At 70.5% G+C, this 23,847-nt stretch carries 30 protein-coding genes; 20 read left to right on the forward strand and 10 right to left on the reverse strand.

The annotated features are described in order from the left end of the window. The first annotated feature begins 124 nt into the window (after positions 1 to 124). The 6 genes from MKW14_RS24485 to MKW14_RS24510 all read left to right on the forward strand — a co-directional run bounded on the left by MKW14_RS24485 (position 125) and on the right by MKW14_RS24510 (position 2,784). Entirely contained in the window at positions 125 to 508 is a 384-nt protein-coding gene (locus tag MKW14_RS24485) for a type II toxin-antitoxin system RelE/ParE family toxin (RefSeq protein WP_240865425.1), read from the forward strand. Beyond that, on the forward strand, positions 505 to 843 hold the full coding sequence (locus MKW14_RS24490; protein WP_232649539.1) for a helix-turn-helix domain-containing protein: 339 nt from the start codon (positions 505 to 507) through the stop codon (positions 841 to 843). The genes MKW14_RS24485 and MKW14_RS24490 overlap by 4 nt, the downstream gene beginning before the upstream one ends. Before the next feature lie 14 nt (positions 844 to 857). After that, positions 858 to 1,094: a helix-turn-helix domain-containing protein gene (locus tag MKW14_RS24495; RefSeq protein WP_107099441.1), complete on the forward strand. Its 237-nt coding sequence runs from the start codon at positions 858 to 860 to the stop codon at positions 1,092 to 1,094. 84 nt (positions 1,095 to 1,178) lie between these two features. Further along, positions 1,179 to 1,616: a hypothetical protein gene (locus MKW14_RS24500; RefSeq protein ID WP_240865353.1), complete on the forward strand. Its 438-nt coding sequence runs from the start codon at positions 1,179 to 1,181 to the stop codon at positions 1,614 to 1,616. A gap of 262 nt (positions 1,617 to 1,878) precedes the next feature. Next, complete coding sequence (locus MKW14_RS24505) at positions 1,879 to 2,265, forward strand: hypothetical protein (protein WP_240865354.1); 387 nt, start codon at positions 1,879 to 1,881, stop codon at positions 2,263 to 2,265. 249 nt (positions 2,266 to 2,514) lie between these two features. Continuing rightward, positions 2,515 to 2,784 (forward strand): Imm53 family immunity protein, encoded by a 270-nt coding sequence (locus tag MKW14_RS24510; RefSeq protein ID WP_240865355.1) that lies wholly within the window; start codon positions 2,515 to 2,517, stop codon positions 2,782 to 2,784. Here MKW14_RS24510 and MKW14_RS24515 read toward each other — a convergent pair. After that, positions 2,772 to 3,641 carry an NAD(P)H-binding protein gene (locus MKW14_RS24515; RefSeq protein ID WP_240865356.1) on the reverse strand — a complete coding sequence of 290 codons (870 nt, stop codon included), beginning with the start codon at positions 3,639 to 3,641 and terminating at the stop codon, positions 2,772 to 2,774. The two genes, MKW14_RS24510 and MKW14_RS24515, sit on opposite strands and share 13 nt — an antisense overlap. A 190-nt stretch (positions 3,642 to 3,831) precedes the next feature. On the opposite strand from MKW14_RS24515, the gene MKW14_RS24520 reads away from it, so the two are divergent. After that, positions 3,832 to 4,122, forward strand: coding sequence for a DUF3303 family protein (locus MKW14_RS24520; protein WP_240865357.1), 291 nt, complete (start codon positions 3,832 to 3,834; stop codon positions 4,120 to 4,122). 14 nt (positions 4,123 to 4,136) lie between these two features. On the opposite strand, the gene MKW14_RS24525 is transcribed toward MKW14_RS24520, so the two are convergent. The 4 genes from MKW14_RS24525 to MKW14_RS24540 form a co-directional block, all read right to left on the reverse strand. After that, positions 4,137 to 4,787 carry a putative DNA-mimic protein gene (locus MKW14_RS24525; RefSeq protein WP_240865358.1) on the reverse strand — a complete coding sequence of 217 codons (651 nt, stop codon included), beginning with the start codon at positions 4,785 to 4,787 and terminating at the stop codon, positions 4,137 to 4,139. A gap of 85 nt (positions 4,788 to 4,872) precedes the next feature. Next, positions 4,873 to 7,317: a dolichyl-phosphate beta-glucosyltransferase gene (locus tag MKW14_RS24530; protein ID WP_276621680.1), complete on the reverse strand. Its 2,445-nt coding sequence runs from the start codon at positions 7,315 to 7,317 to the stop codon at positions 4,873 to 4,875. A gap of 5 nt (positions 7,318 to 7,322) precedes the next feature. Then, complete coding sequence (locus tag MKW14_RS24535) at positions 7,323 to 8,024, reverse strand: GntR family transcriptional regulator (protein ID WP_240865360.1); 702 nt, start codon at positions 8,022 to 8,024, stop codon at positions 7,323 to 7,325. A gap of 158 nt (positions 8,025 to 8,182) precedes the next feature. Further along, positions 8,183 to 9,538 (reverse strand): aspartate aminotransferase family protein, encoded by a 1,356-nt coding sequence (locus MKW14_RS24540; RefSeq protein ID WP_240865426.1) that lies wholly within the window; start codon positions 9,536 to 9,538, stop codon positions 8,183 to 8,185. Between the two features lie 200 nt (positions 9,539 to 9,738). On the opposite strand from MKW14_RS24540, the gene MKW14_RS24545 reads away from it, so the two are divergent. From MKW14_RS24545 to MKW14_RS24555, 3 genes are all read left to right on the forward strand, one after another. Next, on the forward strand, positions 9,739 to 10,368 hold the full coding sequence (locus tag MKW14_RS24545; protein WP_240865361.1) for a type 1 glutamine amidotransferase family protein: 630 nt from the start codon (positions 9,739 to 9,741) through the stop codon (positions 10,366 to 10,368). Continuing rightward, positions 10,365 to 10,832, forward strand: coding sequence for a MarR family winged helix-turn-helix transcriptional regulator (locus MKW14_RS24550; protein WP_240865362.1), 468 nt, complete (start codon positions 10,365 to 10,367; stop codon positions 10,830 to 10,832). Before MKW14_RS24545 ends, MKW14_RS24550 begins: the two co-directional genes overlap by 4 nt. An 87-nt stretch (positions 10,833 to 10,919) precedes the next feature. Next, positions 10,920 to 13,121 (forward strand): serine/threonine-protein kinase, encoded by a 2,202-nt coding sequence (locus MKW14_RS24555; RefSeq protein WP_240865363.1) that lies wholly within the window; start codon positions 10,920 to 10,922, stop codon positions 13,119 to 13,121. Between the two features lie 185 nt (positions 13,122 to 13,306). Here the strand turns inward: MKW14_RS24555 and MKW14_RS24560 are convergent, their stop codons facing one another. Further along, complete coding sequence (locus MKW14_RS24560; RefSeq protein WP_240865364.1) at positions 13,307 to 14,059, reverse strand: SLATT domain-containing protein; 753 nt, start codon at positions 14,057 to 14,059, stop codon at positions 13,307 to 13,309. 273 nt (positions 14,060 to 14,332) lie between these two features. Here MKW14_RS24560 and MKW14_RS24565 point away from each other — a divergent pair, with 273 nt between their 5' ends. From MKW14_RS24565 to MKW14_RS24580, 4 genes are all read left to right on the forward strand, one after another. Then, complete coding sequence (locus tag MKW14_RS24565; RefSeq protein WP_240865365.1) at positions 14,333 to 14,677, forward strand: YbaB/EbfC family nucleoid-associated protein; 345 nt, start codon at positions 14,333 to 14,335, stop codon at positions 14,675 to 14,677. Positions 14,678 to 14,768: 91 nt separating this feature from the next. Next, complete coding sequence (gene recR / locus MKW14_RS24570; protein ID WP_240865366.1) at positions 14,769 to 15,368, forward strand: recombination mediator RecR; 600 nt, start codon at positions 14,769 to 14,771, stop codon at positions 15,366 to 15,368. Beyond that, a complete protein-coding gene (locus MKW14_RS24575) occupies positions 15,361 to 16,020 on the forward strand; it encodes a DUF5063 domain-containing protein (protein WP_240865367.1) in 660 nt (219 codons plus the stop codon). The genes recR and MKW14_RS24575 overlap by 8 nt, the downstream gene beginning before the upstream one ends. A 33-nt stretch (positions 16,021 to 16,053) precedes the next feature. After that, positions 16,054 to 16,236 (forward strand): DUF397 domain-containing protein, encoded by a 183-nt coding sequence (locus tag MKW14_RS24580; protein ID WP_240865368.1) that lies wholly within the window; start codon positions 16,054 to 16,056, stop codon positions 16,234 to 16,236. Between the two features lie 260 nt (positions 16,237 to 16,496). Here MKW14_RS24580 and MKW14_RS24585 read toward each other — a convergent pair whose 3' ends face one another. Then, positions 16,497 to 16,658, reverse strand: a complete 162-nt coding sequence (locus tag MKW14_RS24585) for a hypothetical protein (RefSeq protein ID WP_240865369.1) — start codon at positions 16,656 to 16,658, stop codon at positions 16,497 to 16,499. Here MKW14_RS24585 and MKW14_RS24590 point away from each other — a divergent pair, their 5' ends adjacent. The 3 genes from MKW14_RS24590 to MKW14_RS24600 all read left to right on the forward strand — a co-directional run bounded on the left by MKW14_RS24590 (position 16,659) and on the right by MKW14_RS24600 (position 17,590). Then, entirely contained in the window at positions 16,659 to 16,847 is a 189-nt protein-coding gene (locus tag MKW14_RS24590; protein WP_240865370.1) for a hypothetical protein, read from the forward strand. It begins immediately after the preceding gene. Between the two features lie 78 nt (positions 16,848 to 16,925). Then, on the forward strand, positions 16,926 to 17,204 hold the full coding sequence (locus MKW14_RS24595; protein ID WP_240865371.1) for a hypothetical protein: 279 nt from the start codon (positions 16,926 to 16,928) through the stop codon (positions 17,202 to 17,204). Then, positions 17,201 to 17,590, forward strand: a complete 390-nt coding sequence (locus MKW14_RS24600; RefSeq protein WP_240865372.1) for a hypothetical protein — start codon at positions 17,201 to 17,203, stop codon at positions 17,588 to 17,590. The genes MKW14_RS24595 and MKW14_RS24600 overlap by 4 nt, the downstream gene beginning before the upstream one ends. A gap of 94 nt (positions 17,591 to 17,684) precedes the next feature. Here MKW14_RS24600 and MKW14_RS24605 read toward each other — a convergent pair whose 3' ends face one another. Next, positions 17,685 to 18,404, reverse strand: coding sequence for a TSUP family transporter (locus MKW14_RS24605; RefSeq protein ID WP_308314622.1), 720 nt, complete (start codon positions 18,402 to 18,404; stop codon positions 17,685 to 17,687). Between the two features lie 123 nt (positions 18,405 to 18,527). Here MKW14_RS24605 and MKW14_RS24610 point away from each other — a divergent pair, with 123 nt between their 5' ends. Continuing rightward, positions 18,528 to 19,028 carry an SgcJ/EcaC family oxidoreductase gene (locus tag MKW14_RS24610; RefSeq protein WP_240865373.1) on the forward strand — a complete coding sequence of 167 codons (501 nt, stop codon included), beginning with the start codon at positions 18,528 to 18,530 and terminating at the stop codon, positions 19,026 to 19,028. Here the strand turns inward: MKW14_RS24610 and MKW14_RS24615 are convergent. Then, entirely contained in the window at positions 18,994 to 20,361 is a 1,368-nt protein-coding gene (locus MKW14_RS24615) for a HAMP domain-containing sensor histidine kinase (RefSeq protein WP_240865374.1), read from the reverse strand. The genes MKW14_RS24610 and MKW14_RS24615 overlap by 35 nt on opposite strands. Beyond that, positions 20,358 to 21,056: a response regulator transcription factor gene (locus MKW14_RS24620; protein ID WP_240865375.1), complete on the reverse strand. Its 699-nt coding sequence runs from the start codon at positions 21,054 to 21,056 to the stop codon at positions 20,358 to 20,360. Before MKW14_RS24620 ends, MKW14_RS24615 begins: the two co-directional genes overlap by 4 nt. A gap of 187 nt (positions 21,057 to 21,243) precedes the next feature. Here MKW14_RS24620 and MKW14_RS24625 point away from each other — a divergent pair, with 187 nt between their 5' ends. Together MKW14_RS24625 and MKW14_RS24630 are read left to right on the forward strand one after the other, a co-directional pair. Continuing rightward, positions 21,244 to 22,515, forward strand: a complete 1,272-nt coding sequence (locus tag MKW14_RS24625) for an aspartate kinase (RefSeq protein ID WP_240865377.1) — start codon at positions 21,244 to 21,246, stop codon at positions 22,513 to 22,515. Further along, entirely contained in the window at positions 22,512 to 23,564 is a 1,053-nt protein-coding gene (locus MKW14_RS24630; RefSeq protein ID WP_240865379.1) for an aspartate-semialdehyde dehydrogenase, read from the forward strand. Before MKW14_RS24625 ends, MKW14_RS24630 begins: the two co-directional genes overlap by 4 nt. The last annotated feature ends 283 nt before the right edge of the window (positions 23,565 to 23,847 follow it).

A 23,847-nucleotide genomic window follows, 5' to 3' on the forward strand; every position in this document is an offset into this window, starting at 1 on the left:
GGCGTCAGAACGAAGGGGGGAGTACGGGGTGTGCGACGCTGGAGCGGCTGCGATCGCGGCGACGGCATACGACCTGAACTACGAAGTCCCGCTCTCGCACCCCGTGCCATATATCATCGGCGCTATGGAAAGCGGGCGGTACTCGATCGAGATCGAGCCGGAGGTGCGGCTGTGGCTGGAGAACATTCCCGCCCATCACTACAAGCAGGCCGAACGCGTCGCCGACCTGCTCGCCGAGCAGCCCACCACGCTCGACGAACCGCACTCCCGCCACTTGGGCGGCAAGCTCCGCGAGCTGCGCTTCCGCCTGGGCGATGCCCATCAGCGGATCACCTACTGGCTGGCGCCCGGCCGACGTGTCGTGCTGCTCACCGTGTTCCGCAAGACCAAGATGCGCGAGCAGGCCGAAGTGGACCGCGCCCACGCCGCACAGCGATTGTGCGAGGCGGAGCATGAAGCCGCCGCCGAGCACGAACTTTACAGCCGCAACCTCAAGGAGAACCGATGAACCACAGCGAATGGAGGACTCGTCGCCACCGCCGGCTGCTGGGCGAACACCTGGACGCTGACCCCGAGTACGACCGGGTCTACGAAGAGGCCGGCCTCGCCATGACGTTGGGCAAGGCCGTCTACGACCGGCGTAAGCAGCTGGGCCTGAGCGAGGCCGACCTCGCCGAGCGCATGCACGTCGACGTCGATGACATCGAAGGCATCGAGACGGCCACCGAGCTGCCGCCCATCGCGGTCATCATGCGCCTGGCCCGCGCATTGGACCTCACGGTGGACGTGCACCTCGCCGGCGGAGACGAGCCCACCGTCACCATCGTCGCCCCAGCGGCCTGAGGTGGGGAGGAACCATGCAGGACCCGCCTTCCGTGCTCGCCCGTGAGCTCGGGCAACTCGTCCACGACCGGCGCATCGAGCTCGGGCTGTCCCAGGCCGAGCTGGCCGAGCGGTGCGGGATGAAACAGCCGCAGATCTCCCGCTTCGAAGGCGGCGGGACCGTGCCCACACTTCCCCTCCTGCGCCGCCTGGCTCAGGCTCTCGGCGCCGACCTGACCATCAGCCTCACCCCGCACGACAAAGCCGCTTGACACGCAGGTGTCGTCTACCTGCGAACCGATCTGATCTCCGGCGAGGAGTGTGTGGGTCAAGGGAGATATGCGAAAGGCGACGTCGTGGCCATCTCGGTGACTGACGAAAAGAACGCCTTGGCGCAGGTCGTCGAGAAGCTACACGGAAATGTCTTGCTGGCGGTGTTCTCGGGGCTTCTGGACGCCGACGAGGTGTGCGATGTGAATTCGTTCGCTTTCGACGATCCGATCTTCCTGATGGAGACGATGGATCTACGAATCAAGGACGGGGTCTGGAGAATCTTGGGGCATCGCGAGGTGTCCGGTGATATCCCGATACCTGAATATAAGGTTTGGGTCGAACCGCCGGGCGAATATCGCATCCAGGACATCCATGGAAACATAGGGGATTCGCTCACTTCGGAGCGGGCGGAGAAGATGAGACTTCAGAAGTCGTTCTCCCCGGCTGTCGTCGAGACAGCCCTCCGCGGATTCCACGGAATGGGGCCCTGGCGTCCGTTCTTTGATGAGCTGACGCTCTGACGCGAAGGCCTGCTGGAGACCTTCGGCAGGCCTCTTCGGCGGCTGTCCTGTGGGCCTATCCTTTATACCCGGTCTGCTCATGTGCTGCGTGTAATGTCTAGTCGTAAAACCTTTGAGTCCAGTTCTGCGGACCCGTCTTGCTACCTGCAGAGAGTATGTCTCTCGGAGTGGCAAAGGCAAAGGTGGTGTGACTCCACGTGAGCACGCTGCTTAAGGAGTAGCGTCGCCTCCCGGTGGGCAACCCGAACGGATAGGTGCATTGATGCTGTTCGCCTCGGGTATGACTCGATTTGCCCACGGTTTGGTCATTGTTGCCGCACCGGGAGTGGACGGTCACGAGGGCTGGGACGCCGGAAACGACGTGGTTCACGGTGGCCCGGACTCGTTGTTCATCGCTGTCCAGCAGGCTGCCAGCGGTCCCTTTTCGGTGGAGTGCGTGCAGGGGCCATGTCAGCCGGACGGTAAGGTCCTCGTGTACTCGGGAAGGCTGACACTGCCCCAGGCGGCCATTGAGATTTCGGATCCGAATGAATCCTTGAGGTTGTTGATTCCTGTTCCGAATATCGAGAATCAGGTCGAGGTCTACGGTGACGGCAGCGATGAGCCGGATGCGGTTACGATCGTTCTAACGGGGGAGGCTTCGTGGTGAGCCGCGATGCTTGATACCCGGAAGCCGCATCCCAAGCCCCGCCGAATTCCGTTCCGGCGGGCTTGGTGTTTTCGGTGGGAGTAAAGGCTTCGGGTGCCGCGGCAGGCTTCGTGTCGACAGCGCGGACGTACCCTTCGCTCCGCGCTGCGCGGCTGCATCGCCTGCCTCGGTCACCTGCCAATGCAGGTGGGAGGGGCCGTGGTTGTACGTTCGGGCAGTGCGTCGGGAGACGATCCGCTCCGTGCGCTCATGCGGTGGTACCGGGCGCAGTGTGACGGGGACTGGGAGCATGAGTTCGGGGTGCGGATCGTGAGCCTCGACAATCCCGGGTGGAGCCTTGAGGTGGATCTCGTGGAGAGGACGGCGGAGGGCCGGACGATGCCCAGGCGTCGCCGGGACGACGGCGGGCGGTGGCTGGTCGCCTGGTCCGACGGGGAGGTGTTCCGGGCGTCGTGCGATCCCGTGTCCCTGGAAGCGGTCCTGGAGCTGTTCCTGGAGTTCGTGGCTCAGGAGGGGTGACCCTCGAACATCCGCGCATGCGCCCTCGCCCACTGCCGGAACGTCCGTGGCGGGCGGCCCAGGATCTTCTCGACCGTCGGTAGGACCTCCGCGCCGCGGTCGGTCTTCAGGGTGCGGTGCATGATCGCGTCGGTGACCTCGGGTGGGAAGCCGTGGCGTCGCATGCCCGCTCGGGCCGTCTCCGGGGGGACGCGGACGGCGTGCAGGTCGCGGCCCAGGGTCTCGCCCAGGATCGTCAGTTCGTCGAGCGGTGTGAGGGATTCGGGTCCGCTCAGTTCGTAGGTCGTGCCCGCGTGTTCCGTGGAGTCGGTCGTCAGGGCTCGGGCCGCGATCTCCGCCACGTCCGCCGGGTCGATGCTCGCCGCCGGGCGGTCGGCGAAGGGGAGGGGGACCGGGGCGCCGGAACGCACGGGGCCTGCCCACTGCAGCGCGTTGGACATGAAGCGGCCGGGGCGGAGCAAGGTCCACGTCCACTCGTGGGACGTCACGGCGGCCTCGGCCGCCGCGTGCCAGCGGGCGATCACGTCCCTGCCCGTGCCGCCGTCCAGGACCGACAGTTTCACCACGCGCCGGACCCCGGCCCGCGCCGCCGCCTGAGCGAGGGCGAGGTCGTGGGTCGGGCCCGGCGGGGTCGTGCCGACTCCCTGCGCCGACATCAGGAAGGCCCCGGAGGCGCCCGCGAACGCCGCCGGGAGGCTCGCCGGGTCGTCCGCGTCGCCGTACACCGCCTCCACCCCGGACGGCAGCCGGGCCCCGGACGGGTGGCGGGTCATCGCCCGCACGGGGTGGCCGGCGCCGGTCAGGTGTCGTACCAGCTCGCCGCCGACGTGGCCCGTCGCACCGGTCACCAGGATCATCGCCGTCTCCTCTCGTCGGTGGTCCCTCGTCCCAGCCTGCGCGCGCCGGTCGGCCGGGCGCGTCGCACCCGTGGATGCAGCGGCCCTGCTCCCCCGGGAGTAGCGCCCCCCCCATGACAGGGCGAACCGCATATATCAGGCATACCGTGGACTCGTGCAGCTGTGCGTCGATCAGAAGAAGGTGAGTGCGATGCGCGTACTGCTCAAGGCCGCCATGAACACCGAGAAGACCAACGAGGCCATCCGCAACGGCACCATGACCAAGCTGGTCCAGGAGTCCATCGAACACATCAAGCCCGAGGCGGCCTACTTCACCACCGACAACGGCAAGCGCACCATGTTCCTGGTCTTCGACATGCAGGACAGCGCGCAGATGCCGTCGATCGCCGAGCCGTTCTTCCTCGACATGGACGCCGAGATCAGCTACACCCCCGTCATGAACGCCGAGGACCTGAAGCGGGGCCTGGCGCAGCTCGGCTGAGTCTCGGCTGGTCCTCAGCTGAAGACGATCATCGACCCCTGCGCAAGACTTCGCGTCGCCGCCGCGTGCAGGCCGAGCCACACGTGGCGCTCCCGGGCGAAGGGGCTGGGGTCGTACGGCGCCGGGACGGCGGGCTCCTCCAACTCCGTGGGGGCGCGCGGCGGTTCCGGTGCCGCAGGGGGGTTGGCCGGGTCGATGCCGATGGCGGGGGCGACGTACTCCAGCTCGCGCAGCAGGGCCTGGGAGGAGCCCAGGGGGCCGCCGCCGGCCAGCAGGTCGTCGTTGGAGAGGGGGTGGGGGAAGTCGACGGGGACGTAGGCGCCGGCGTGGTCGTAGTGCCAGACCAGGTGCGACTGCTGGGCCGTCGACTCGAACATCTCCAGCAACTGCTCGTAGTCGCCGCCCAGTTCGTCGACGGGCGTCATCGGCAGCCCGCAGACCTGCAGCAGATAGACGCGGCGCAGGAAGTGCAGGGCGTCGTAGTCGAAGCCGGCCACCGGGGCGACCTCGCCGGACAGGCCCGGCATGTACTGGTACACCGGCACCGGGGGGAGTCCGGCCGCGGCGAGCACGTTGTTGTACTGCGCGAGTTCGTCGGCGAAGGGATTGTCGGGGGTGTGGCACAACACGTCGACGAGCGGTACCAGCCACAGGTCACAGGCCAAAGAGGGCTCCCTAGCGAGGTGGTCAGTCATGGCAGGGTAGTCGGTGCGGCTCGGGGAGTACCCCGTTCGGAGAGGTCGGCTCGGGTCAGCTCCCCTTGTGCAGGTCCCATACCCACACGCCGTCCACCCACTTCCCGCCATGGCCCACCAGTTCGGTGACGGCCGTGCGCAGGGCGCCGTCGTTGGGCTGCGGGGCCACCACCAGCGCTCCCGCCTTCCAGAAGGCGAAGTCGCGCTGGGCCTGCGCCCGCCAGTTCTTGCCGATCGTGGGGATCTTCCCGCTGTAGCGGACGTCACGGAGCATGTTGGAGGTGTAGCGGGGGGAGGCGGTGTAGATGCCGATGCGGTCCCGGCCGTAGGGGCCGTTGAAGTAGCCGCCGGGCAGCTTGAAGCCGAGCCCCGCCTCGACCTGCCAGTGCAGCTGCTCGGCGTACCCGGAGTCGGGCAGCGGCACGGTCACCAGGGACTCGCCGCGGCCCACGTACGCCTTCCACGCCCCGTCGGTGAAGAAGGCCGGCGTCTGCGGGCGCTCGACCGCCTTGAGCGGGGCCGGGATCAGCGGGATCAGGGCGAGACTGATCCCGAGCAGGCCGATGTACTGCGTGCCGAGCTTCCTCGTCGCGGCCAGCCGTTCCAGCGCCAGGGCGAGCAGCATGCCGAGCACGGGCGCGCAGATCATCGCGACCCGGCCCTCGATCACCGACTCGAACAGGGGCATCTTGGCGAGCAGCGCCCAGGGGCCGGGGTAGACGTCGTCCGTCATCGGGACGCGGATCTTCGGGCCGAGGGAGAGGAGCGCCGCGCCCACCGCGGTGAACGCCAGCACCCTGACCAGGGCCCGCTCCCAGAGTCGTACGACGATCGCGAACGCGACGAGGACCAGCGGCCAGCCGTAGAAGGCGTTCTGCTCGGTCGGGTTCAGGGACAGGGAGTTGGCCCGCAGCTCGTCGCCCGCGACCAGCGAGCGCTCCGCGAAGGACAGCAGGGACAGGGGGCTGTTGCCGGCGTTGTCGCCGTGCAGCACGCTCTTGTAGCTCTGCGGGCCGGCGAACTGCCAGGTCAGCGCGTAGGCGACCAGGGGGAGGCAGACCCCGGCGGCGACCGCGAGTCCCTTCAGCAGCGGCCGCCAGGCGGTCCGGGCCACGTCGGGGCGGGCGAGTGCGTAGGCGGCCGCGAAGAGCAGCATGCCGAGCGTCGACAGCAGGAGCGGTTCCTCGCCGAGGAAGATCTGGTACGTCGCCATCAGGCCCAGCACCACGCCGTCCCGCACGACCCGGGTGCCCTCGCACAGGCGCAGGGCGCGGTCGACGATCAGCGGGATCATGAACAGGATCACGAAGTTGGGGTGCGCGTTGGCGTGGCTGACCATGGGCGGCGCGAAGGCGGCCAGACAGGCGCCGACGAAGGCCGCGGGGCGGTGCCGTACGACCCGCTTCACGATCAGCCAGTACCAGGCGCCGGCGGTCGCGGCGAGGCCCAGGGCCATGCAGACGCTGAGGGAGACCGCCGGGCCGGCCAGCAGGGTGAGGGGAGCGAAGGGGACGGTCAGGCCCAGCATGACCGTGTTGGCCATGAGGTTCACGCCGTCGGGGAAGCCCTGCAGGTCGGAGAAGAACGGGTTGTCCAGGTGGGCGAGGTTGTGGGCGGTGACCGCGAAGAACCACTCCCACTGGTTCTGGTCCTGGAGGGAGTCGGGGAGATAGCGGTGGTTCGGGTCGAAGAGACGGCCCGAGTACAGGGCCGCCGACATCAGCAGGAAGACGAGGGTGACGAACAGGTCCGCCGGGCGCAGCGAGCGGGCGCGCAGCCGGGCCAGTTCGGTCAGGACCCGGGCGTAGTCGAGGGTGCGGACCTTGGAGCCGGGCTGGTGGGACCAGTGGACCGGGACCTCGGCGATCCGCCAGTCGGCGCGGTGGAAGTGGCGCAGGACCTCGACGTCGATGCCCCAGCCGTTGAGCCGGGAGGCGGCGAAGGCCTCGCGGACCCGGTCGCCGTCGAAGAGCTTGAAGCCGCACTGGGTGTCGCGTATGCCGGGCACGGCGATCCGGCGTATGAGTAAGTTGCCCGCGCGACCGAGGAGTTCACGTATGCGGTGCTGACGGCCCTCGATCGTGGCGCCGGGCGCGAAACGCGAGCCGATCGCCGCCGCGTCGCCCTCGGTGAGCGCCTTGTCGAGCTTCTCCAGCTCCTCTATCGGGGCCGCCAGGTCGGCGTCCGTGACCAGCACCCGGCGGCCGCGGGTGGCGGCGACCCCCAGGCGCAGGGCGTTGCCCTTGCCGCGGTTGCGGGGGCTGGTGACCAGCTGGATCCGGGGGTCCTGGCGGGCGGTGACCAGCGCGCCGGTGCCGTCGGTGGATCCGTCGTCGGCGACGACGACCTCCCAGGTGCCCCAGCGGCCCCCGTTGGCGCGCAGATAGTGGGTGACCGCGTCCAGGGTGGGGCCGAGCCGCAGCTCCTCGTTGAAGGCCGGTATGACGACGGAGAGGTCCACGGGCGGGCCGACGGGGAGGCCCACGGCCTCCGTGTCCAGGGCGCTCACCGGTCGGCCAGCCCCTCGATGAGGGCCAGCGCGTGGTCGTTGTACCCGGCGACGATCGCCTGCGCCGCCTTGGTGTCCCGGCGCGCGAGGGCGTCGACCAGATCGGTGTGGCCGGACCACAGGGCGCCGCGCAGGTCCTTCAGCCGCCGCAGATGCTGCACCGCGCACACCCAGGACTGCACGCGCAGCCGGTGCAGGAAGTCGGCGAGATAGGGGTTGCCGAACATGACGCCGAGCTCGTGCCAGAAACGCAGGTCGTAACCGATCAGCACGGTGAGGTCACCGGCCAGCGACGCCCGCTGCGCCTCCTCGCCGCGCCGCCGGACCCCGGCGAGGGAGGCGTCGGCGCGGGCGTCGTCGGGCGGGGGGAGCCGGTCGGCGCCGGTCTCCAGGGCGTGGAACATGCCGTCGATGATCAGGCTGCGGGCCTCGATGATGCCCCGGTAGTCGGCGGCCGAGTACTCGTGGACGTGGAAGCCGCGGTGCTGGTCGGCGTCGAGCAGCCCCTGGGCCGAGAGGTCGACCAGCGCCTCGCGCACGGGGGTCGCGGAGACGCCGTACTGCTCGGCGATCTCCTTGACCGTGAACTCCTGGCCCGGCTGGAGCCGGCCCGCCAGTACCTCGTCGCGAAGCGCGTCGGCGATCTGCTGCCGCAGGGTGCTGCGGGTCACGGAGCCGTTGCCGCTGCTGCCGGGCATGGTCGGGGCGTCTCCTCGAAAACGTCGGGTGGCGTACTCGTCCCTATCTACGAGCACGCCACCTTACGCGTTCGGGTTCCCGCGCTGTTTACCCGCGTAGCTGTGCGCGGCCAGTGCGGCACCTGAGGGCGAGTGGTCGACTACCCGCGGTAACTCGCCTACGCCGTGTACTCGTCGGCGACCGACAGTGCCGCGTCCAGCGCCGCGAAGCCCTCCTTCAGCTCCGCCTCGCCGACGTTGCACGGCGGCACCACATGGGTGCGGTTCATGTTCACGAAGGGCCACAGTCCGTGCTTCTTCGCGGCGGCGGCGAAGGCGGCCATCGGCGCGTTCGCCTCACCGGTCGCGTTGTACGGCACCAGCGGCTCCCGCGTCTCCCGGTCCTTCACCAGCTCCAGCGCCCAGAACATGCCGACCCCGCGCACCTCACCGATGCTCGGGTGCCGCTCGGCCAGCTCGCGCAGCGCGGGCGCGACGACGCTCTCGCCGAGCCGCCGCGCGTTGTCGACGACCCCTTCCTCCGCCATCACGTTGATCGTCGCGACGGCGGCGGCGCAGGCGAGCGGATGCCCGGAGTAGGTCAGCCCGCCGGGGTAGGGGCGCCGGGCGAAGGTCTCGGCGATCGCCCCGGAGACGGCGACACCGCCGAGCGGCACATACCCGCTGTTCACGCCCTTGGCGAAGGTCATCAGGTCCGGCGTGACACCGGACAGGCCGGCCGCGAACCACTCACCGGTGCGCCCGAACCCGGCCATGACCTCGTCCAGGACGAAGACGATCCCGTGCCGGTCGCAGATCTCCCGCACCCCGGCGAGATACCCGGGCGGCGGCACCATGATCCCGGCCGTCCCCGGCACGGTCTCCAGGACGATCGCGGCGACGGTGCCGGGCCCCTCGAAGGCGATGGTCGTCTCCAGGTGCTCCAGCGCCCGCGCGCACTCCTGCTCCTCGGTCTCGGCGTAGAAGCGGGAGCGGTAGAGGTACGGCGCCCAGAAGTGCACGACCCCGGCGGCGGCGCTGTCGGAGGCCCAACGCCGGGGATCCCCGGTGATGTTGACGGCCTGCTGGGTACCGCCGTGGTACGAGCGGTACGCCGACAGCACCTTGGCCCGCCCGGTGTGCAGCCGGGCCATGCGCACCGCGTGCTCGACGGCGTCGGCGCCGCCGTTGGTGAAGAAGATCTTGTCCAGGTCGCCCGGGGTCCGCTCGGCGATCAGCCGTGCCGCCTCCGACCGGGCCTCGATCGCGAAGGCCGGCGCGAAGGTGGACAGGTGCGCGGCCTGTTCCTGGATCGCGGCGACGACCTTCGGGTGCTGGTAGCCGATGTTGGTGTAGACGAGCCCGCTGCTGAAGTCGAGATACCGCTTCCCGTCGTAGTCCCAGAAGTACGACCCCTCCGCACCGGCGACGGCGAGCGGGTCGATGAGCTCCTGCGCGGACCAGGAGTGGAAGACGTGCGCGCGGTCCGCGGCCTTCACGGCGGCGCCGACCTCGGGGTGTGGCTGAGGGGTCATGGCGCCGACCTCGGGGTGTGGCTGAGGGGTCATGGCGGCGAGCGTAGGGGCGGGGTGGGAGGGGGCGATATCGGCGACCTGTCTGCGGTGCGGGGGTTTCCGCGACAGGTTGTCGACGGGAGAGTATTCATGCCGGTCATTGACAGTATGCTGTCTAAATGACAGTCTGCTGTCATGAGATCCCGTCCGGAGGAGGAGTCATGAGCCGCAAGCCAGTGCACCTCGCCGTCTACGACACGCTCGCCGACTGGGAGACGGGACACGCCACCGCGTACCTCGCCCGCGCCGGGTACGAGATCCGGACGGTCGGCCCGACGCGCGAGCCCGTACGGTCCATCGGAGGACTGCGCGTCCAGCCGGACCTCGCGCTGGAGGACGTACGACCCGAGGACAGCTCCCTGCTGATCCTCCCGGGCGCCGACGCCTGGGACGAGACATCAGCCGCTACCGCGGCGGGTGGCGACGACCTCGCGCCCTTCGCCCGCACGGCGCGGGAGTTCCTGGACGCGGGGACGCCGGTCGCCGCGATCTGCGGGGCCACCGCCGGTCTCGCGCGGGAGGGGCTGCTCGACGACCGCGACCACACCAGCGCGGTCTCCTTCTACCTCGCCGCGACCGGCTACCGCGGCGGCGGGCGGTACGTCGAGGCGGACGCCGTCACCGACGGGAACCTGGTCACCGCCGGACCCACCGAGCCCGTCGCCTTCGCCCGGGAGGTCTTCCGGCTGCTCGGGGTGTACGAGGGCGAGGTGCTCGACGCCTGGTACCGGCTGTACCACGACTCGGACGCCGAGGCGTTCGCCGTGCTGCAGCAGGCGGCCGCGGGGTGAGCCGGGAGCGACAGGACCTGCTCAGCCGCAGCGCCCTCGGGGTCTTCCGGCTCAACGGCCAGTTCCTCGGGGTGGCCGAGGAGTTGGCCAGGCCCTCCGGGCTCACCGCGGCCTGGTGGCAGGTGCTCGGCGCGGTGCTGGGGGAGCCGCTGACGGTCGCCGGGATCGCGCGCGCCATGGGCATCACGCGGCAGAGCGTGCAGCGGATCGCCGATCTGCTGGTGGAGCGCGGCCTCGCCGAGTACCGGCCCAACCCGGCCCACCGCCGCGCCAAACTCCTCGCGCCGACCGAGGAGGGGCGTGCGGCGATCCACCGGATCAACCCCGGTCACGCAGCCTTCGCGGACCGGCTCGCGGAGGCCTTCGGGGAAGCCGAGCTGGCCGAGGCCGTGCAGGCCCTTGAACGGCTGTCCAAGGTGCTGGACGAACTGGGGCCGCCCGTTACGGACGTTACGGAACCGTAGACACCGCTCCGTCCTCCTCTCCCCGCACCCGCACTATCGTGGGGCTGTCGTACAGGGGCGTATCGGGGGATTTCGGGGGGACCTGCGATGGAGAAGCTCGGGGCCGGGGATCCGCAGCGGATCGGGGCGTACCGGCTGCTGGCGCGGCTCGGGGCCGGCGGGATGGGGTTCGTGTACCTCGCCCGCTCGGACCGGGGGCGGACCGTCGCGGTCAAGCTGGTGCGGCGGGAGCTGGCCGCGCAGGAGGAGTTCCGGGCACGGTTCCGGCAGGAGGTGCAGGCCGCGCGGCAGGTCGGCGGGTACTGGACGGCGCCGGTGCTGGACGCCGACACGGAGGCCGCGGTGCCGTGGGTCGCCACCGGGTACGTCGCCGGGCCGACCCTGCAGCAGGTCGTGGGGCACGACCACGGCGCGCTGCCGGAGCGTTCGGTGCGCATCCTGGCCGCCGGGCTCGCGCAGGCCCTCAAGGACATCCACGCCGCCGGGATCGTCCACCGCGACCTCAAGCCGTCCAACGTCCTCGTCACCATCGACGGGCCCCGGGTCATCGACTTCGGCATCGCGCGGGCGCTGGAGACGGTGACGGACGGGGGGCTGACGCGGACCGGCGCGCTGGTCGGCTCGCCGGGGTTCATGGCGCCGGAACAGGTGCGCGGCGACCGGATCACCCCGGCCTGCGACGTCTTCTGCCTGGGCTCCGTGCTGGCGTACGCCGCCACGGGCGCCCTGCCCTTCGGCACCGCGAACAGCGGTGTGCACGCCCTGATGTTCCGCATCGCCCAGGAGGAACCCGACCTCGAGGGCGTGCCGGAGGGGATCGCCGACCTCGTACGCGACTGCCTGAAGAAGGACCCGGCCGCCCGCCCGACGCTGGACCAGGTCCTGGAACGCACGGGCGCCGAGGACACCGTCCAGGACGGCCGCTCCCGGGACCCGTGGCTGCCGAGCGCCCTGGTGGCCCAACTGGGGCGGCACGCCGTGCAGTTGCTGGACACGGAGGATCCGGAGCGGACGGCGGGGGAGGGGATCGCGACGGGGGGCGGTTCCGGCGGTTCCGGTGGTTCTGGTGGTTCCGGCTCTGGTGGGGCTGTGGGGGCCGGTGGGGCGGCGGGTTCGGCAGGGGCGGCAGGGGCCGCAGGGGCCACGGGTTCGGACGCGGCGGCAGCGGCGGGTGCGCCGGGGGACGCGGGGGCCGCGGCGTCCGGGACGCCCGCCGGGGCGGGAGGGTCGGCGGGGCCGTTGTTCGAGAAGCGCGGGGGCTCACCCGAGCACGCCGCGGCCGCCGATGACACCTCGCGGGGGCCGGACGCCGGTGCGGGTTCGGGTGTGGAGCCGGGGTCGGGGTCGGGTGCGGGCCGCCGGACCGGTGCCGACACTGGTCCCGGATCCGGTGCGGGTGCGCCCGTCGTTCCCCCGCCGCCCGGTCAGCCGGGCAGCGGGGCGCCGTTGAACCATCTGCCGACCGTCGTCGCGGGCCAGGGCGGTGCCCAGACGCCTCCGCCGCCGAGCCACGGCCAGACCCCGCCGCCCGGTCACCCCGCCTACGGGTACCCGCAGCAGCACCCCCAGCCGCAGCCCGGGTACGGATACCCCCAGCAGCAGGCCGCCTACGGGTACCCCCAGGCCGGTCCCTACGGGGCCCTCGGTTCCACCCCGCCATACGGTCCCGGTCCCTCCTCCTACGCCGGTCCGGTCACCGCGCCGCCCGAAGCGCCCCGCAGGAACGGCCGTTCCACCGCGCTCCTTGTCGGTGTCGCCCTCGTCGTCGCGCTCGGCGCCGGCGGCTCCGTGTACGCGCTCATGAACGGCGGCGGCAGCGACAAGGGCGACGACAAGCCCAGCCCGGTCCCGACCACCGGCGCACCCACGAGCCCCGGCCCGACCACCACGCAACCGTCCCCGACCACCGCCTCCCCGACCACCTCCGCGCCGACGGACGGGTCGGTCCCGGCCGGCTACCTCGGCACCTGGACCGCCACGATCACCAACAAGGACGGCGAGAACACCCGCCGGCTCACCATCCGGCAGGGGCAGGTGGGCGACGCCGTACTGACCCTCGTCGCGGACGGCCCCACCACCAGCGGCGACTACCACTGCGTCTTCCAGGCCCAGCTCACCGCCGCCCCGACCGGCGACGGCCCGCTCGAGATCGGCCCGTCCAACGTCACCGAGGGCGACTCGGGTTACTGCAAACCGGGCGGCGCCACCGAGATCACCCTGCTCCCCGACGGCACCCTCCAGCGCGTCAACACCAGCAACGGCGAGAAGCTGGACTACACCCGACAGTAACGGCGGGAGCTGGTACCCCTATCGGGGCGTGAAGTACGCCATACACCTATGGCACCCCCTCCTCGGCTCCCTGGCCGCCGCCTTCCTCGCCTATCTCGGCGACGGTGGCCACGGGGCTGTGCTCCGGGGACTGACGGGAGTCCTCTTCCTGCCGGGAGTCCTTTTCTGCCCCTACGGCCGCCGGGTCACCTGGGCTCGGGCGGGCGCTGGCGGGGCATGTTGGGGCGGGAGTTGGGGCCCGGGGGGAGGGGGAAACGGCCGTTGAGGCCGGTGCCGTCCGTCCCGCGCGCCGGGGCCGCCACCGCCGACTGGATCCCCATGGGCGCCGACCCGGTCCGGAACTCCACCATCCAGTCGGCCGTCTCCGAGCGCACCAGCTCGGTCACGTCCTCCGAGAACCGCCGCAGCACCCCGAGACACCGCTCGGCGGCCTCCCCGGCCGTGCCCTCCGCCGGCCCGAGGACCTCCCGCACGCTCTCCGACGCCCAGTCGAACTGCAGCGCCTGCAGCCGCCGCTGCACGGCCTGCGCGGTGGCCACGTCCCTTATCCAGCCGGACGTCACCCCGAAGAACCGGTCCACCGCCACACACGCGACGGCCAGCAGCAGCGCCAGATACCCCCAGGCGGCCGCCCCGCCGAGCACCCCGGTCAGGTCCAGCAACGGCATCGCGGCCCCGGTGACCGCCCCCGCGGCCGCCCCGGCCCGCAGTGCCCGCGCGCCCCGCCGCTTCCACACCCGGTCCGCGAGATACCAGGCCGCCGTCTCCAGCGCCCCGCGCTCCACCCACCGGTACAGCTCGTGCAGCCGCTCGGCCGGCTCGCCCCAGTCCCCGAGCGGAAAGGACCGCCCGGCCAGATCCCCCGGCCGCAGTCCGGCCGCGCCCTCGCCCCGCTCGTCCTGAGGGGGACCCTCGGGCTGCATCTCCGGCTGACCCACCCGGCACTCCCTACTGATCGCGGCCGCTCACGTTGCGTGACATCGCATGCCGACGCGGACCCTTTCCTACCGCTCAGCGGACCCTTCCTACCGCCCAATGGGTGGCGCGGGCGTGCCTTTCGCCACTTTTCCGCCCGCAAGAGGGTCTTGATCAGGTATGGCAGTCACGGCGATCTCACTCGAAAGAGTGGCGGGGCGATGGCTGCGCGGACCACGTAGGCTCGTGCACAACGGAAACACAACGGATGAAACGACGAATCCAGGAGCTGAATCGTGATTCCCGGTGGTGGCCAGCCCAATATGCAGCAGCTGCTCCAGCAGGCCCAGAAGATGCAGCAGGACCTGCAGCAGGCGCAGGAGGAGCTGGCGCGGACGGAGGTCGACGGGCAGGCGGGCGGAGGCCTGGTCAAGGCGACCGTCACCGGCGCCGGTGAGCTGCGCGCCCTGCAGATCGACCCCAAGGCGGTGGACCCCGAGGACACCGAGACCCTCGCCGACCTGATCGTCGCGGCCGTCCAGGCGGCCAACGAGAACGCCCAGAACCTCCAGCAGCAGAAGCTCGGCCCGCTGGCCCAGGGCCTCGGCGGCGGCAGCGGCATCCCGGGCCTGCCCTTCTGAGCCGTTCCGAGACCCGGACCGCCTTTCTAAGAGAGGTGTCCGCCAACTACCGTACGTACGTGTAAGGAACCCCCGGGAAGGACGGCAGTCCGTGTACGAAGGCGTGGTGCAGGACCTCATCGACGAGCTGGGGCGGCTGCCCGGCGTCGGTCCCAAGAGCGCCCAGCGGATCGCCTTCCACATCCTGCAGGCGGAACCGACGGACGTACGACGCCTCGCCCAGGCCCTGATGGAGGTCAAGGCGAAGGTCCGCTTCTGTGCGACGTGCGGCAACGTCGCGCAGGAGGAGCTGTGCAACATCTGCCGTGACACCCGCCGCGACGCCTCGGTCATCTGCGTGGTGGAGGAGCCCAAGGACGTGGTGGCGATCGAGCGGACCCGGGAGTTCCGGGGCCGCTACCACGTCCTCGGCGGCGCCATCAGCCCGATCGAGGGTGTCGGCCCCGACGACCTGCGTATACGAGAACTTCTCGCACGGTTGGCCGACGGGACGGTCACGGAACTGATCCTGGCCACGGACCCGAATCTGGAGGGCGAGGCGACGGCGACGTACCTCGCCCGGATGATCAAGCCCATGGGCCTCAAGGTCACCCGCCTGGCCAGCGGCCTCCCGGTGGGTGGCGACCTGGAATACGCGGACGAGGTGACCCTCGGCCGCGCCTTCGAGGGGAGACGACTCCTAGATGTCTGACGCCACGCTGCATGCCACGACGCAGGACCCGGACGACTTCGCGGTCCAGATCGCGGACCAGGTGGAGAGCTTCCTGGTGGCCGTGCCGGAGGTCGCGAAGGGCGACGAGCCGGGCTCCGCCGTGCCCTTCCTGCTGCTGGAGGTCTCCCAGCTCCTCCTGGCCGGCGGCCGGCTCGGCGCGCACGAGGACATCGTCCCCGACGAGCGCTACGAGCCCGACACGGGCCCGGACGCCGACGTCGACGAACTCCGCGAGAACCTCGCCCGGCTGCTGGACCCGGTCGACGTCTACTCGGAGGTCTTCGACCCCTACGAGCCGCGCACGGCCCCGGTCCCGGCCCGGCTCTCCGACGACATCGCCGACATCGTCACCGACCTCCGCCACGGCATGGCCCACTACCGCGCGGGCCGCACCACGGAGGCCCTGTGGTGGTGGCAGTTCTCCTACTTCTCCAACTGGGGCCCCACCGCCTCCGCCGCCCTGCGCGCCCTGCAGTCCGTCCTCATCCACGTCCGCCTCGACCAGCCCCTCGCGGAACTGGACGGCCTGGACACCGACCAGACGGCGGTGGGCGACGAGACCCTCGAATTCGAGGCGGGCCAGGTGATGGCGGAGGAGATCGGGGGACCGCTGGGGCTCAGGCGGGGATAGCGCCCGCTTCATCGAACGGATGGTGGATCAGCCGTGAGCGATCAGTTGAAGTGGTTCAAGTCGAGCTACAGCGACAGCGAAGGCGGCAACTGCGTCGAAGTCGCGTTCGCCACAGCAATTCATGTTCGGGACTCCAAGCTCGCGTCGAGCCCCCAGCTGTGCCTCACCGCCACCGCTTGGGCGGTCTTCGTTTCCGCAGTTCGGCCCGGAGCTTGAGCCTCGGGCTTCGAGCTCTTCCATGGGGTTTCGGGCTTCTGGTCTGGTTGAAAATCCAACCCAACCCACCATGTCTGTACGTGAGTTGAGGCGTCGTACCTCGAACGGGTGACGTTCCGTGATCGGCTTGCGCCGGAAAGTGAAACCGCTCTAGGTTCGCGGCGAACAAGCAAATAGTTCGGCCCCGGTCGGTGCGCCAACACCGGCTCCGGGGCCTGACCTACGAATCGAATGCGAGTCGATCGTGGCTTACGCCCAGCCTAGTCCTGCACTGCCGTCCCCGTCGCACCCCATGGGCCAAAACGGGTTACGGAAAACGCTCCGCCGGTGACGAAGACCCGCACGCCGACCCGGACTTCGCGCATCTGCTCCCGCGTGACGCCGAGATCGCCGTCTTCATCGACCACCTCGACAGCGGCCACTTGATGGCCCAGAAGGCGCTGGCCGCCGAGCACCCCCGCTACGGACAGCAGGCCTTCCGCTCGTCGCTGATGCGCATCACCGAGGACACGTTCCGCTCGGTGCCGATCGAGGACCGCGTCTTCTACCACTTCCGGGACAACCGCGACCGCATCTCGAACGGTCTCCCGCCGAGGCGCTGGAACCCGTGACGGCGACGAGCCGCCCGCTCGCACGGGCGCCTCCGCGCGCCGGTGGCCTGGGCGGAGTCAGTGGAATACATTCGTAATATGGCAGAGAAGGTGAAGTTCAGCGTGAGCATCGATGCCGAACTCGGCACGGCGCTGCGGCAGTACGCCGCCGCCGAGGACGAGCAGATCTCGGCGGTGATCAGCCGGGCACTGGAGCAGTACCTGGACGACCGTCGCGTCATCCGCGCGGGGCTGCGCGCGATGGAGGAGTACGAGGCGGAGTACGGCCCCTTCACCGAAGAGGAGATGGCTGAGGCGGACGCCTGGGTCGATGACCTCTTCGCGCGGACCACTGATGGGGAGCGGCGCAGCGCATGAGCCACGTCGTCTACGACAGCGGTGCGCTCATCGCCGCCGCGAAGAATGACCGGCAGTTCCTCCGCCGTCACAAGGCGCTGACGCTGCGAGGGAACATTCCCATCGTCCCGGCAGGAGTGCTGGCGCAGTGCTGGGACTCGCGCGCTTCTGCGGCGATACTGCACTGGATGCTGAGCGGGTGCCGGGTCGTGCCGCTGACGAAGTCCGGTGCCAAGGCTGCCGCGGTGCTCTGCCGGGAGAACAAGACCGCCGACGTCATCGACGCCAGCGTCGTGCTCGCCTCCATCGCCTACGACGAGGCCCCGATCCTCACGGACGACCTGGGTGACATCCGCGCCCTGGCCGACTGCGCGGGCCGTACGCGCATCCCCGTGGAGCGTCCGTAAGACGAGCGCACCCGGCTGCCCGCCCGGAGTCCCCTTCCGCTCCGGGCGGGTGCCGCCGCCCCACTGAGCAGCTCCGGCGTTGCGCGGGGACCCCTCACAGCCCCCACAGCCCCTTGGTCACCGCCGTCACCCCGCCCGTGAGGGCAAGCACCAGCACCAGCAGCCGGGCCCGCTTCTCGGGTATCCGTTCGGCGAGCGCCCTGCCCACGAGGGCGCCCGTCAGCAGGGCCCCGGCGACGGCGCCCCACTGGCCCGCGCGCAGCTGTGGCACCCCGTTCGCCGCGACTGAGAAGGCGTTGACGACGACGCCGTAGAACTGGGCGTTGGGCACGAACTCCCGTACCGTCCAGCCCGCGTTGAGCGCGTACAGGGAGACCGGCGGACCGCCCACGCCCGCCGCCGAGTTCATGAAGCCGCCCACCGCGCCGGCGGCCACCGCGCCCCTCGTGCCCCGCAGGGCCGGCACCTTCAGGCCCCGCATCACCAGCAGCACCGCGACGGTCACGAGAGAGCCCATCACCAACAGCAGGACCGGTTCGGGGAGTTGGCGGGTCAGCCGGGCCCCCGCCGGGACCGTGCAGGCCGCCGCCGCGCACAGCGGCACCATCGCGGCGGGCCGCACCCGGCGCCAGCCGCCCGCCAGCCCCACGACGCTGATGGCCCCCGCCGCGCAGTTGGCGAGCACCACCCCGTCCACCGGTCCCAGCAGCAACACCAGCGCGGGTACGGCGACCAGGGCGAAGCCCATGCCGGTGAGCCACTGCACGGACGAGCCGAGCAGCACGATGCCGGCGAGCGCAATCTCCGTGAACACCCGAGCACTCCCCGTGAATTGGACGTGTCCTGGATCTGCGTTGTACATCGCCTGCACGGGCCCTAACCAGCCAAAAGCGAATCTTGAGTCATCCCGACGGACACCAGCCGCCAAGGAGTTGCGATGACCCGAAAGACCCGTCTGCGCGCCGCCCTCGTCACCGCCACCGCCGTTGTCACCGCCGCCACCGTGACGGCCGGGGTCAGCGCGGCCGGGCCCGAGAAGAGGGCCGGGGAGCCCAGCAAGAAGCAGATCGCCCAGCTCTTCGACCGCTGGAACGCCGCGCTGCAGACCCGGGACCCGGAGAAGGTCGCGGACCTGTACGCGAAGGACGCGGTGCTGCTGCCCACCGTCTCCAACAAGATCAGAACCAACCACGCGGAGATAGCCGACTACTTCGAGCACTTCCTGCAGAACAAGCCGGTCGGCAAGAAGGTCGAGACGATCGTCAACGTGCTCGACAAGAACTCCGCGATCGACACCGGCGTCTACGAGTTCACGCTCACCGACCAGAAGACCGGCGCGAAGAGCACCGTCGAGGCCCGCTACACGTACGAGTACGAGAAGCGGGGCGGCAAGTGGCTCATCGTCAACCACCACTCCTCGAAGATGCCCGAAGGGTGATGACCACCCACAGGCCGCCGCCGGGCGCGTCCTTCAGGGCCACCGTGCCGCCGTCGTCGGCCACCAGCTGTTTGACGACGGCGAGGCCGAGGCCCGAACCGGAGCGCCCGGTCAGGCCCTGACCGCGCCAGAAGCGGTCGAAGGCGCGGGACTTCTCCGCGTCCGACATGCCGGGGCCCTCGTCTAGGACGGAGAGCACCACTTCGTCGCCCGCCGGCTCCACCCGGACGGTGATCGTGCCGCCGTCCGGGGACACCTCCAGGGCGTTCGAGAGCACGTTGTCGAGCACCTGCTCCAGATGACCGGGGCCGGCCAGCACAGACGGCCGGCCGTCGGCACTCCCCCTGAGCGCGACGGTGACTCCGCGCTCGTCGGCGGCCGGTCTCCACACCGACAGGCGTTCCTCCACGATGTCCGTCAGCGGCAGCGGTTCGGCCGCGGTCACCTTCGCCTCGGCCCGCGCCAGCACCAGCAGGCCGTTGACCAGCCGGCTCATCCGGACGACCTCGGCGGTCGCCTGCTCCACGTCCTCGCGGACGAACGCGTCGTCCACGCCGTCCGCGATGTTGTCCAGCGACAGCCGCAACGCGGTGAGCGGGGTGCGCAGTTGATGCGAGGCGTCGGCCACGAAGATGCGCTGCGAGGCGATGAGGGTGTCCAGGCGCTCGCCCGCCTGGTTCAGCGTGCGGGCCAGGGTCTGGGTCTCCGGCGGTCCCTCCACGGGCGAGCGCGCGGTGAGGTCGCCGTCGCTGAACCTGCTCGCCATGTCGTTGAGCTGGCGCAGCGGCCGGGTGATCCGGCGGGCGACGAAGGCGCCGATCAGCGCGGCGACGCCGAGCACGGCCACCGCAAGTCCGGCCCGGAAGCCCCAGATCGTCCACAGCCTGTGGGTGAGGTCCTCGGTCGAGTAGACGATGCGCACGGCACCGACGGTCCGGCCCTCGTCCTTCGCGGGGACCGTGACGACCAGGGTGCGGCCCCAGATGAAGTCCGAGCCCCAGTCCGTCGTGGCCCTCCCGTGGTCCACGGCGGCGGTGAGGGCCGTGTCCTGCTTCGGCACGGGCACCCCGGCCGGGCGGCAGCGGTCGGTCGCGGTCACCTGCACCTGGTCGTGGGTCTCCTGGGCGTACGCCCCGGCCATCTCGGCCAGCGCCTGGCAGGAGGCGGCGTTGCCGTTGCCGAGCAGCAGCGCCATGGTCGTCGCCTCGCGCTTGAGGGACGCCTCGGTGTCGTCGCGCAGCTGCGCGGTGAGCGTGAACGCCACCGGCACCGTGAACAGCAGGATGGCGACCGCGACGAGCAGGATGTAGCTCCGGATGAGCTGCCGGTTCATGAAGCGCCGTCGCCGTTCACGATCTCCAGCCGGAAGCCCACACCCCGGACCGCCTCGATGGTGACCGCCCCCGCGAGCTTGCGCCGCAGCGCCGCCACATGCACGTCCAGCGTCTTGGTCGGCCCGAACCAGTTCGCGTCCCAGACGGCTTCCATGATCTGCTCGCGGGACATCAGCGCGCCCGGCTCCTCGGTGAGGAAGGCCAGCAGGTCGTACTCCTTGGGGGCGAGCGCCACCTCCTCGCCGTCCAGCCGGACCCGGGCCGCCTTGCGGTCGACGGTGAGCCGGGGGCCGTAGCGGTCGGGGCCGGGGGCCGGGACGGCGGGGTCGGTGAGGTCGGCGGGCTGGACGCGCCGCATCACCGCCCGTATCCGCGCGATGACCTCCCGCACCCCGAACGGCTTGGAGACGTAGTCGTCCGCGCCCAGCTCCAGGCCGACCACCCGGTCCGTCTCGTCGCTGCGCGCGCTGATCACGATGATCGGCACGTCACCGCGCCCGCGCAGCGCCCTGCAGACGTCCAGGCCGTCGGTGTCGGGCAGCCCGAGGTCGAGCAGTACGACGTCGTAGGGGCCCTCGTGGGCCAGGGCGGCGCCGCCCGTGGTGACCCACTCCACCTCGAAGCCGTAACGGATCAGGCCGCGGCGCAGGGACTCGGCGACCGGTTCATCGTCTTCCACCAGCAGTACGCGCACACGGCGAACACTAGTACTTGAACTTTAATTCACAGCCGCCCCTTGTGACGCGCTGCACTTTTCCCGCACTGGTTCTTTGGGCATGCGCTGACCTGGGCGCGCGAATCTCACCATGCGATACCGCGGGGGCGGATTTCGGGCGCTCGTTAAACTGAGCCGACACACACGGACTGAGCGAGGAGCGCACGTGGGCCTTGTCGTGCAGAAGTACGGAGGCTCCTCCGTAGCCGATGCCGAGGGCATCAAGCGCGTCGCCAAGCGGATCGTGGAAGCGAAGAAGAACGGCAACCAGGTGGTTGTCGTCGTTTCCGCGATGGGCGACACGACGGACGAGCTGATCGATCTCGCCGAGCAGGTATCCCCGATGCCTGCCGGGCGTGAGTTCGACATGCTGCTGACCGCCGGAGAGCGTATCTCCATGGCGCTGCTGGCCATGGCGATCAAAAACCTGGGCCACGAGGCCCAGTCGTTCACCGGCAGCCAGGCCGGCGTCATCACCGACTCGGTCCACAACAAAGCCCGGATCATCGACGTGACGCCGGGGCGGATCCGGACGGCGCTGGACGAGGGCAACATCGCCATCGTCGCCGGGTTCCAGGGTGTCTCGCAGGACAAGAAGGACATCACCACGCTGGGGCGTGGCGGTTCCGACACCACGGCCGTCGCGCTGGCCGCGGCGCTGGACGCCGAGGTGTGCGAGATCTACACCGACGTCGACGGTGTGTTCACCGCCGACCCTCGGGTGGTGAAGAAGGCGAAGAAGATCGACTGGATCTCCTTCGAGGACATGCTGGAGCTGGCCTCGTCCGGCTCCAAGGTGCTGCTCCACCGCTGTGTGGAGTACGCCCGCCGCTACGACATCCCGATCCATGTCCGGTCCAGCTTCAGCGGGCTGCAGGGCACCTGGGTCAGCAGTGAGCCGATTGGGGACCAGAAGGTGGAGCAGGCCATCATCTCCGGTGTCGCGCACGACACCTCCGAGGCCAAGATCACGGTCGTCGGCGTGCCGGACAAGCCGGGCGAGGCCGCCGTCATCTTCCGCGCGATCGCCGACGCCGAGATCAACATCGACATGGTCGTGCAGAACGTGTCGGCCGCGTCCACCGGGCTGACCGACATCTCCTTCACCCTCCCGAAGGCCGAGGGCCGCAAGGCCATCGACGCCCTGGAGAAGGCGAAGAGCGGCATCGGCTTCGACTCGCTGCGCTACGACGACCAGATCGGCAAGATCTCCCTGGTCGGCGCCGGCATGAAGACCAACCCGGGCGTCACGGCGGCCTTCTTCGAGGCGCTGTCCGACGCGGGCGTCAACATCGAGCTGATCTCGACCTCCGAGATCCGTATCTCGGTCGTCACCCGCGCCGACGACGTCACGGAGGCGGTCCGCGCCGTCCACTCCGCCTTCGGCCTCGACTCCGACACCGCGGAGGCGGTCGTCTACGGGGGCACCGGGCGATGACGACCCGTCCGACGCTCGCGGTCGTGGGGGCGACCGGGGCCGTCGGGACCGTCATGCTCCAGATCCTGTCGCAGCACGCGGACATCTGGGGCGAGATCCGGCTCGTCGCCTCCCCGCGTTCGGCCGGCCGCAAGCTGGCCGTGCGCGGTGCCGAGACCGAGGTGGTGGCCCTGTCGGAGGAGGCCTTCGACGGGGTCGACGTCGCCATGTTCGACGTACCCGACGAGGTCTCCGCGCAGTGGGCGCCGATCGCCGCCGCCAAGGGCGCGGTCGTGGTGGACAACTCGGGCGCCTTCCGGATGGACCCGGAGGTGCCCCTGGTGGTGCCCGAGGTCAATCCGCACTGCGTCCGCCGCCGCCCGCGCGGGATCGTCGCCAACCCCAACTGCACCACGCTGTCGATGATCGTCGCGCTGGGCGCGCTGCACGCCGAGTTCGGGCTGCGCGAGCTGGTCGTCTCCTCGTACCAGGCGGTGAGCGGGGCGGGGCGGGCCGGTGTGGACACGCTCAGGCGCCAGCTCGAACTCGTCGCCGGCACCGAGCTCGGGACCAGCCCCGGCGATCTGCGCCGGGCCGTGGGCGACAACACCGGTCCGTTCCCGGAGCCGGTCGCGCTGAACGTCGTCCCGTGGGCCGGGTCGCTGCGCGAGGACGGCTGGTCCTCGGAGGAGATGAAGGTGCGGGACGAGACCCGCAAGATCCTCGGACTGCCCGATCTCCCGGTCGCCGTCACCTGCGTCCGCGTCCCGGTCGTCACCACGCACTCCCTGACCGTCCACGCCCGCTTCCAGGGCGAGGTCAGTGTGGACGGGGCCCGCGAGATCCTGGCCACGGCGCCCGGGGTGGTCCTGTTCGACAACCCCGCCGCCGGTGAGTTCCCCACCCCCGCCGACGTGGTGGGCACCGACCCGACCTGGGTGGGCCGGGTGCGCCGCGCCCTCGACGACCCCACGGCGCTCGAACTCTTCGTCTGCGGTGACAACCTGCGCAAGGGCGCGGCCCTCAACACCGCCCAGATCGCCGAGCTGCTGGCGGCCGAGCTGGCCTGACACCCGAGTCGCCGGGCCGCTTCGGGGTCAGTTTGTATGATCTATAAACGAAGTGTGAGCCGGTCGATGGTCCGGACCACTTGCTGTGGGCCCGCTTGGCGTCCGAAGATTTTTCTCCCCGCTCTCCGCAACCGCGCGAAGGGCGGGGAGCGTCTTTGCGAACGCCCTTCAGGGGGTCGGCGGGGATGCGGCCCGAGGCGTGGGGACGTCTCGGTCATTCAGGACACAGGGGAAGAGCGGGTACGCATGAGGGCGTTTGACGCACGGTCAGTTGTGCCGCCTG

Source organism: Streptomyces gilvus (assembly GCF_022513565.1).
In the GTDB taxonomy this organism is placed as follows: Bacteria; Actinomycetota; Actinomycetes; order Streptomycetales; family Streptomycetaceae; genus Streptomyces; species Streptomyces gilvus.

What these genes read in the sequence shown, in the direction of transcription:
- MKW14_RS24485 (WP_240865425.1), top strand. Translation starts at nt 125, where the DNA reads ATGGAAAGCGGGCGGTACTCGATCGAGATCGAGCCGGAGGTGCGGCTG.
- MKW14_RS24490 (WP_232649539.1), top strand. Translation starts at nt 505, where the DNA reads ATGAACCACAGCGAATGGAGGACTCGTCGCCACCGCCGGCTGCTGGGC.
- MKW14_RS24495 (WP_107099441.1), top strand. Translation starts at nt 858, where the DNA reads ATGCAGGACCCGCCTTCCGTGCTCGCCCGTGAGCTCGGGCAACTCGTC.
- MKW14_RS24505 (WP_240865354.1), top strand. Translation starts at nt 1,879, where the DNA reads ATGCTGTTCGCCTCGGGTATGACTCGATTTGCCCACGGTTTGGTCATT.
- MKW14_RS24510 (WP_240865355.1), top strand. Translation starts at nt 2,515, where the DNA reads ATGCGGTGGTACCGGGCGCAGTGTGACGGGGACTGGGAGCATGAGTTC.
- MKW14_RS24515 (WP_240865356.1), bottom strand. Translation starts at nt 3,641, where the DNA reads ATGATCCTGGTGACCGGTGCGACGGGCCACGTCGGCGGCGAGCTGGTA.
- MKW14_RS24520 (WP_240865357.1), top strand. Translation starts at nt 3,832, where the DNA reads ATGCGCGTACTGCTCAAGGCCGCCATGAACACCGAGAAGACCAACGAG.
- MKW14_RS24535 (WP_240865360.1), bottom strand. Translation starts at nt 8,024, where the DNA reads ATGCCCGGCAGCAGCGGCAACGGCTCCGTGACCCGCAGCACCCTGCGG.
- MKW14_RS24540 (WP_240865426.1), bottom strand. Translation starts at nt 9,538, where the DNA reads ATGACCCCTCAGCCACACCCCGAGGTCGGCGCCGCCGTGAAGGCCGCG.
- MKW14_RS24545 (WP_240865361.1), top strand. Translation starts at nt 9,739, where the DNA reads ATGAGCCGCAAGCCAGTGCACCTCGCCGTCTACGACACGCTCGCCGAC.
- MKW14_RS24555 (WP_240865363.1), top strand. Translation starts at nt 10,920, where the DNA reads ATGGAGAAGCTCGGGGCCGGGGATCCGCAGCGGATCGGGGCGTACCGG.
- MKW14_RS24575 (WP_240865367.1), top strand. Translation starts at nt 15,361, where the DNA reads ATGTCTGACGCCACGCTGCATGCCACGACGCAGGACCCGGACGACTTC.
- MKW14_RS24595 (WP_240865371.1), top strand. Translation starts at nt 16,926, where the DNA reads ATGGCAGAGAAGGTGAAGTTCAGCGTGAGCATCGATGCCGAACTCGGC.
- MKW14_RS24600 (WP_240865372.1), top strand. Translation starts at nt 17,201, where the DNA reads ATGAGCCACGTCGTCTACGACAGCGGTGCGCTCATCGCCGCCGCGAAG.
- MKW14_RS24610 (WP_240865373.1), top strand. Translation starts at nt 18,528, where the DNA reads ATGACCCGAAAGACCCGTCTGCGCGCCGCCCTCGTCACCGCCACCGCC.
- MKW14_RS24615 (WP_240865374.1), bottom strand. Translation starts at nt 20,361, where the DNA reads ATGAACCGGCAGCTCATCCGGAGCTACATCCTGCTCGTCGCGGTCGCC.
- MKW14_RS24630 (WP_240865379.1), top strand. Translation starts at nt 22,512, where the DNA reads ATGACGACCCGTCCGACGCTCGCGGTCGTGGGGGCGACCGGGGCCGTC.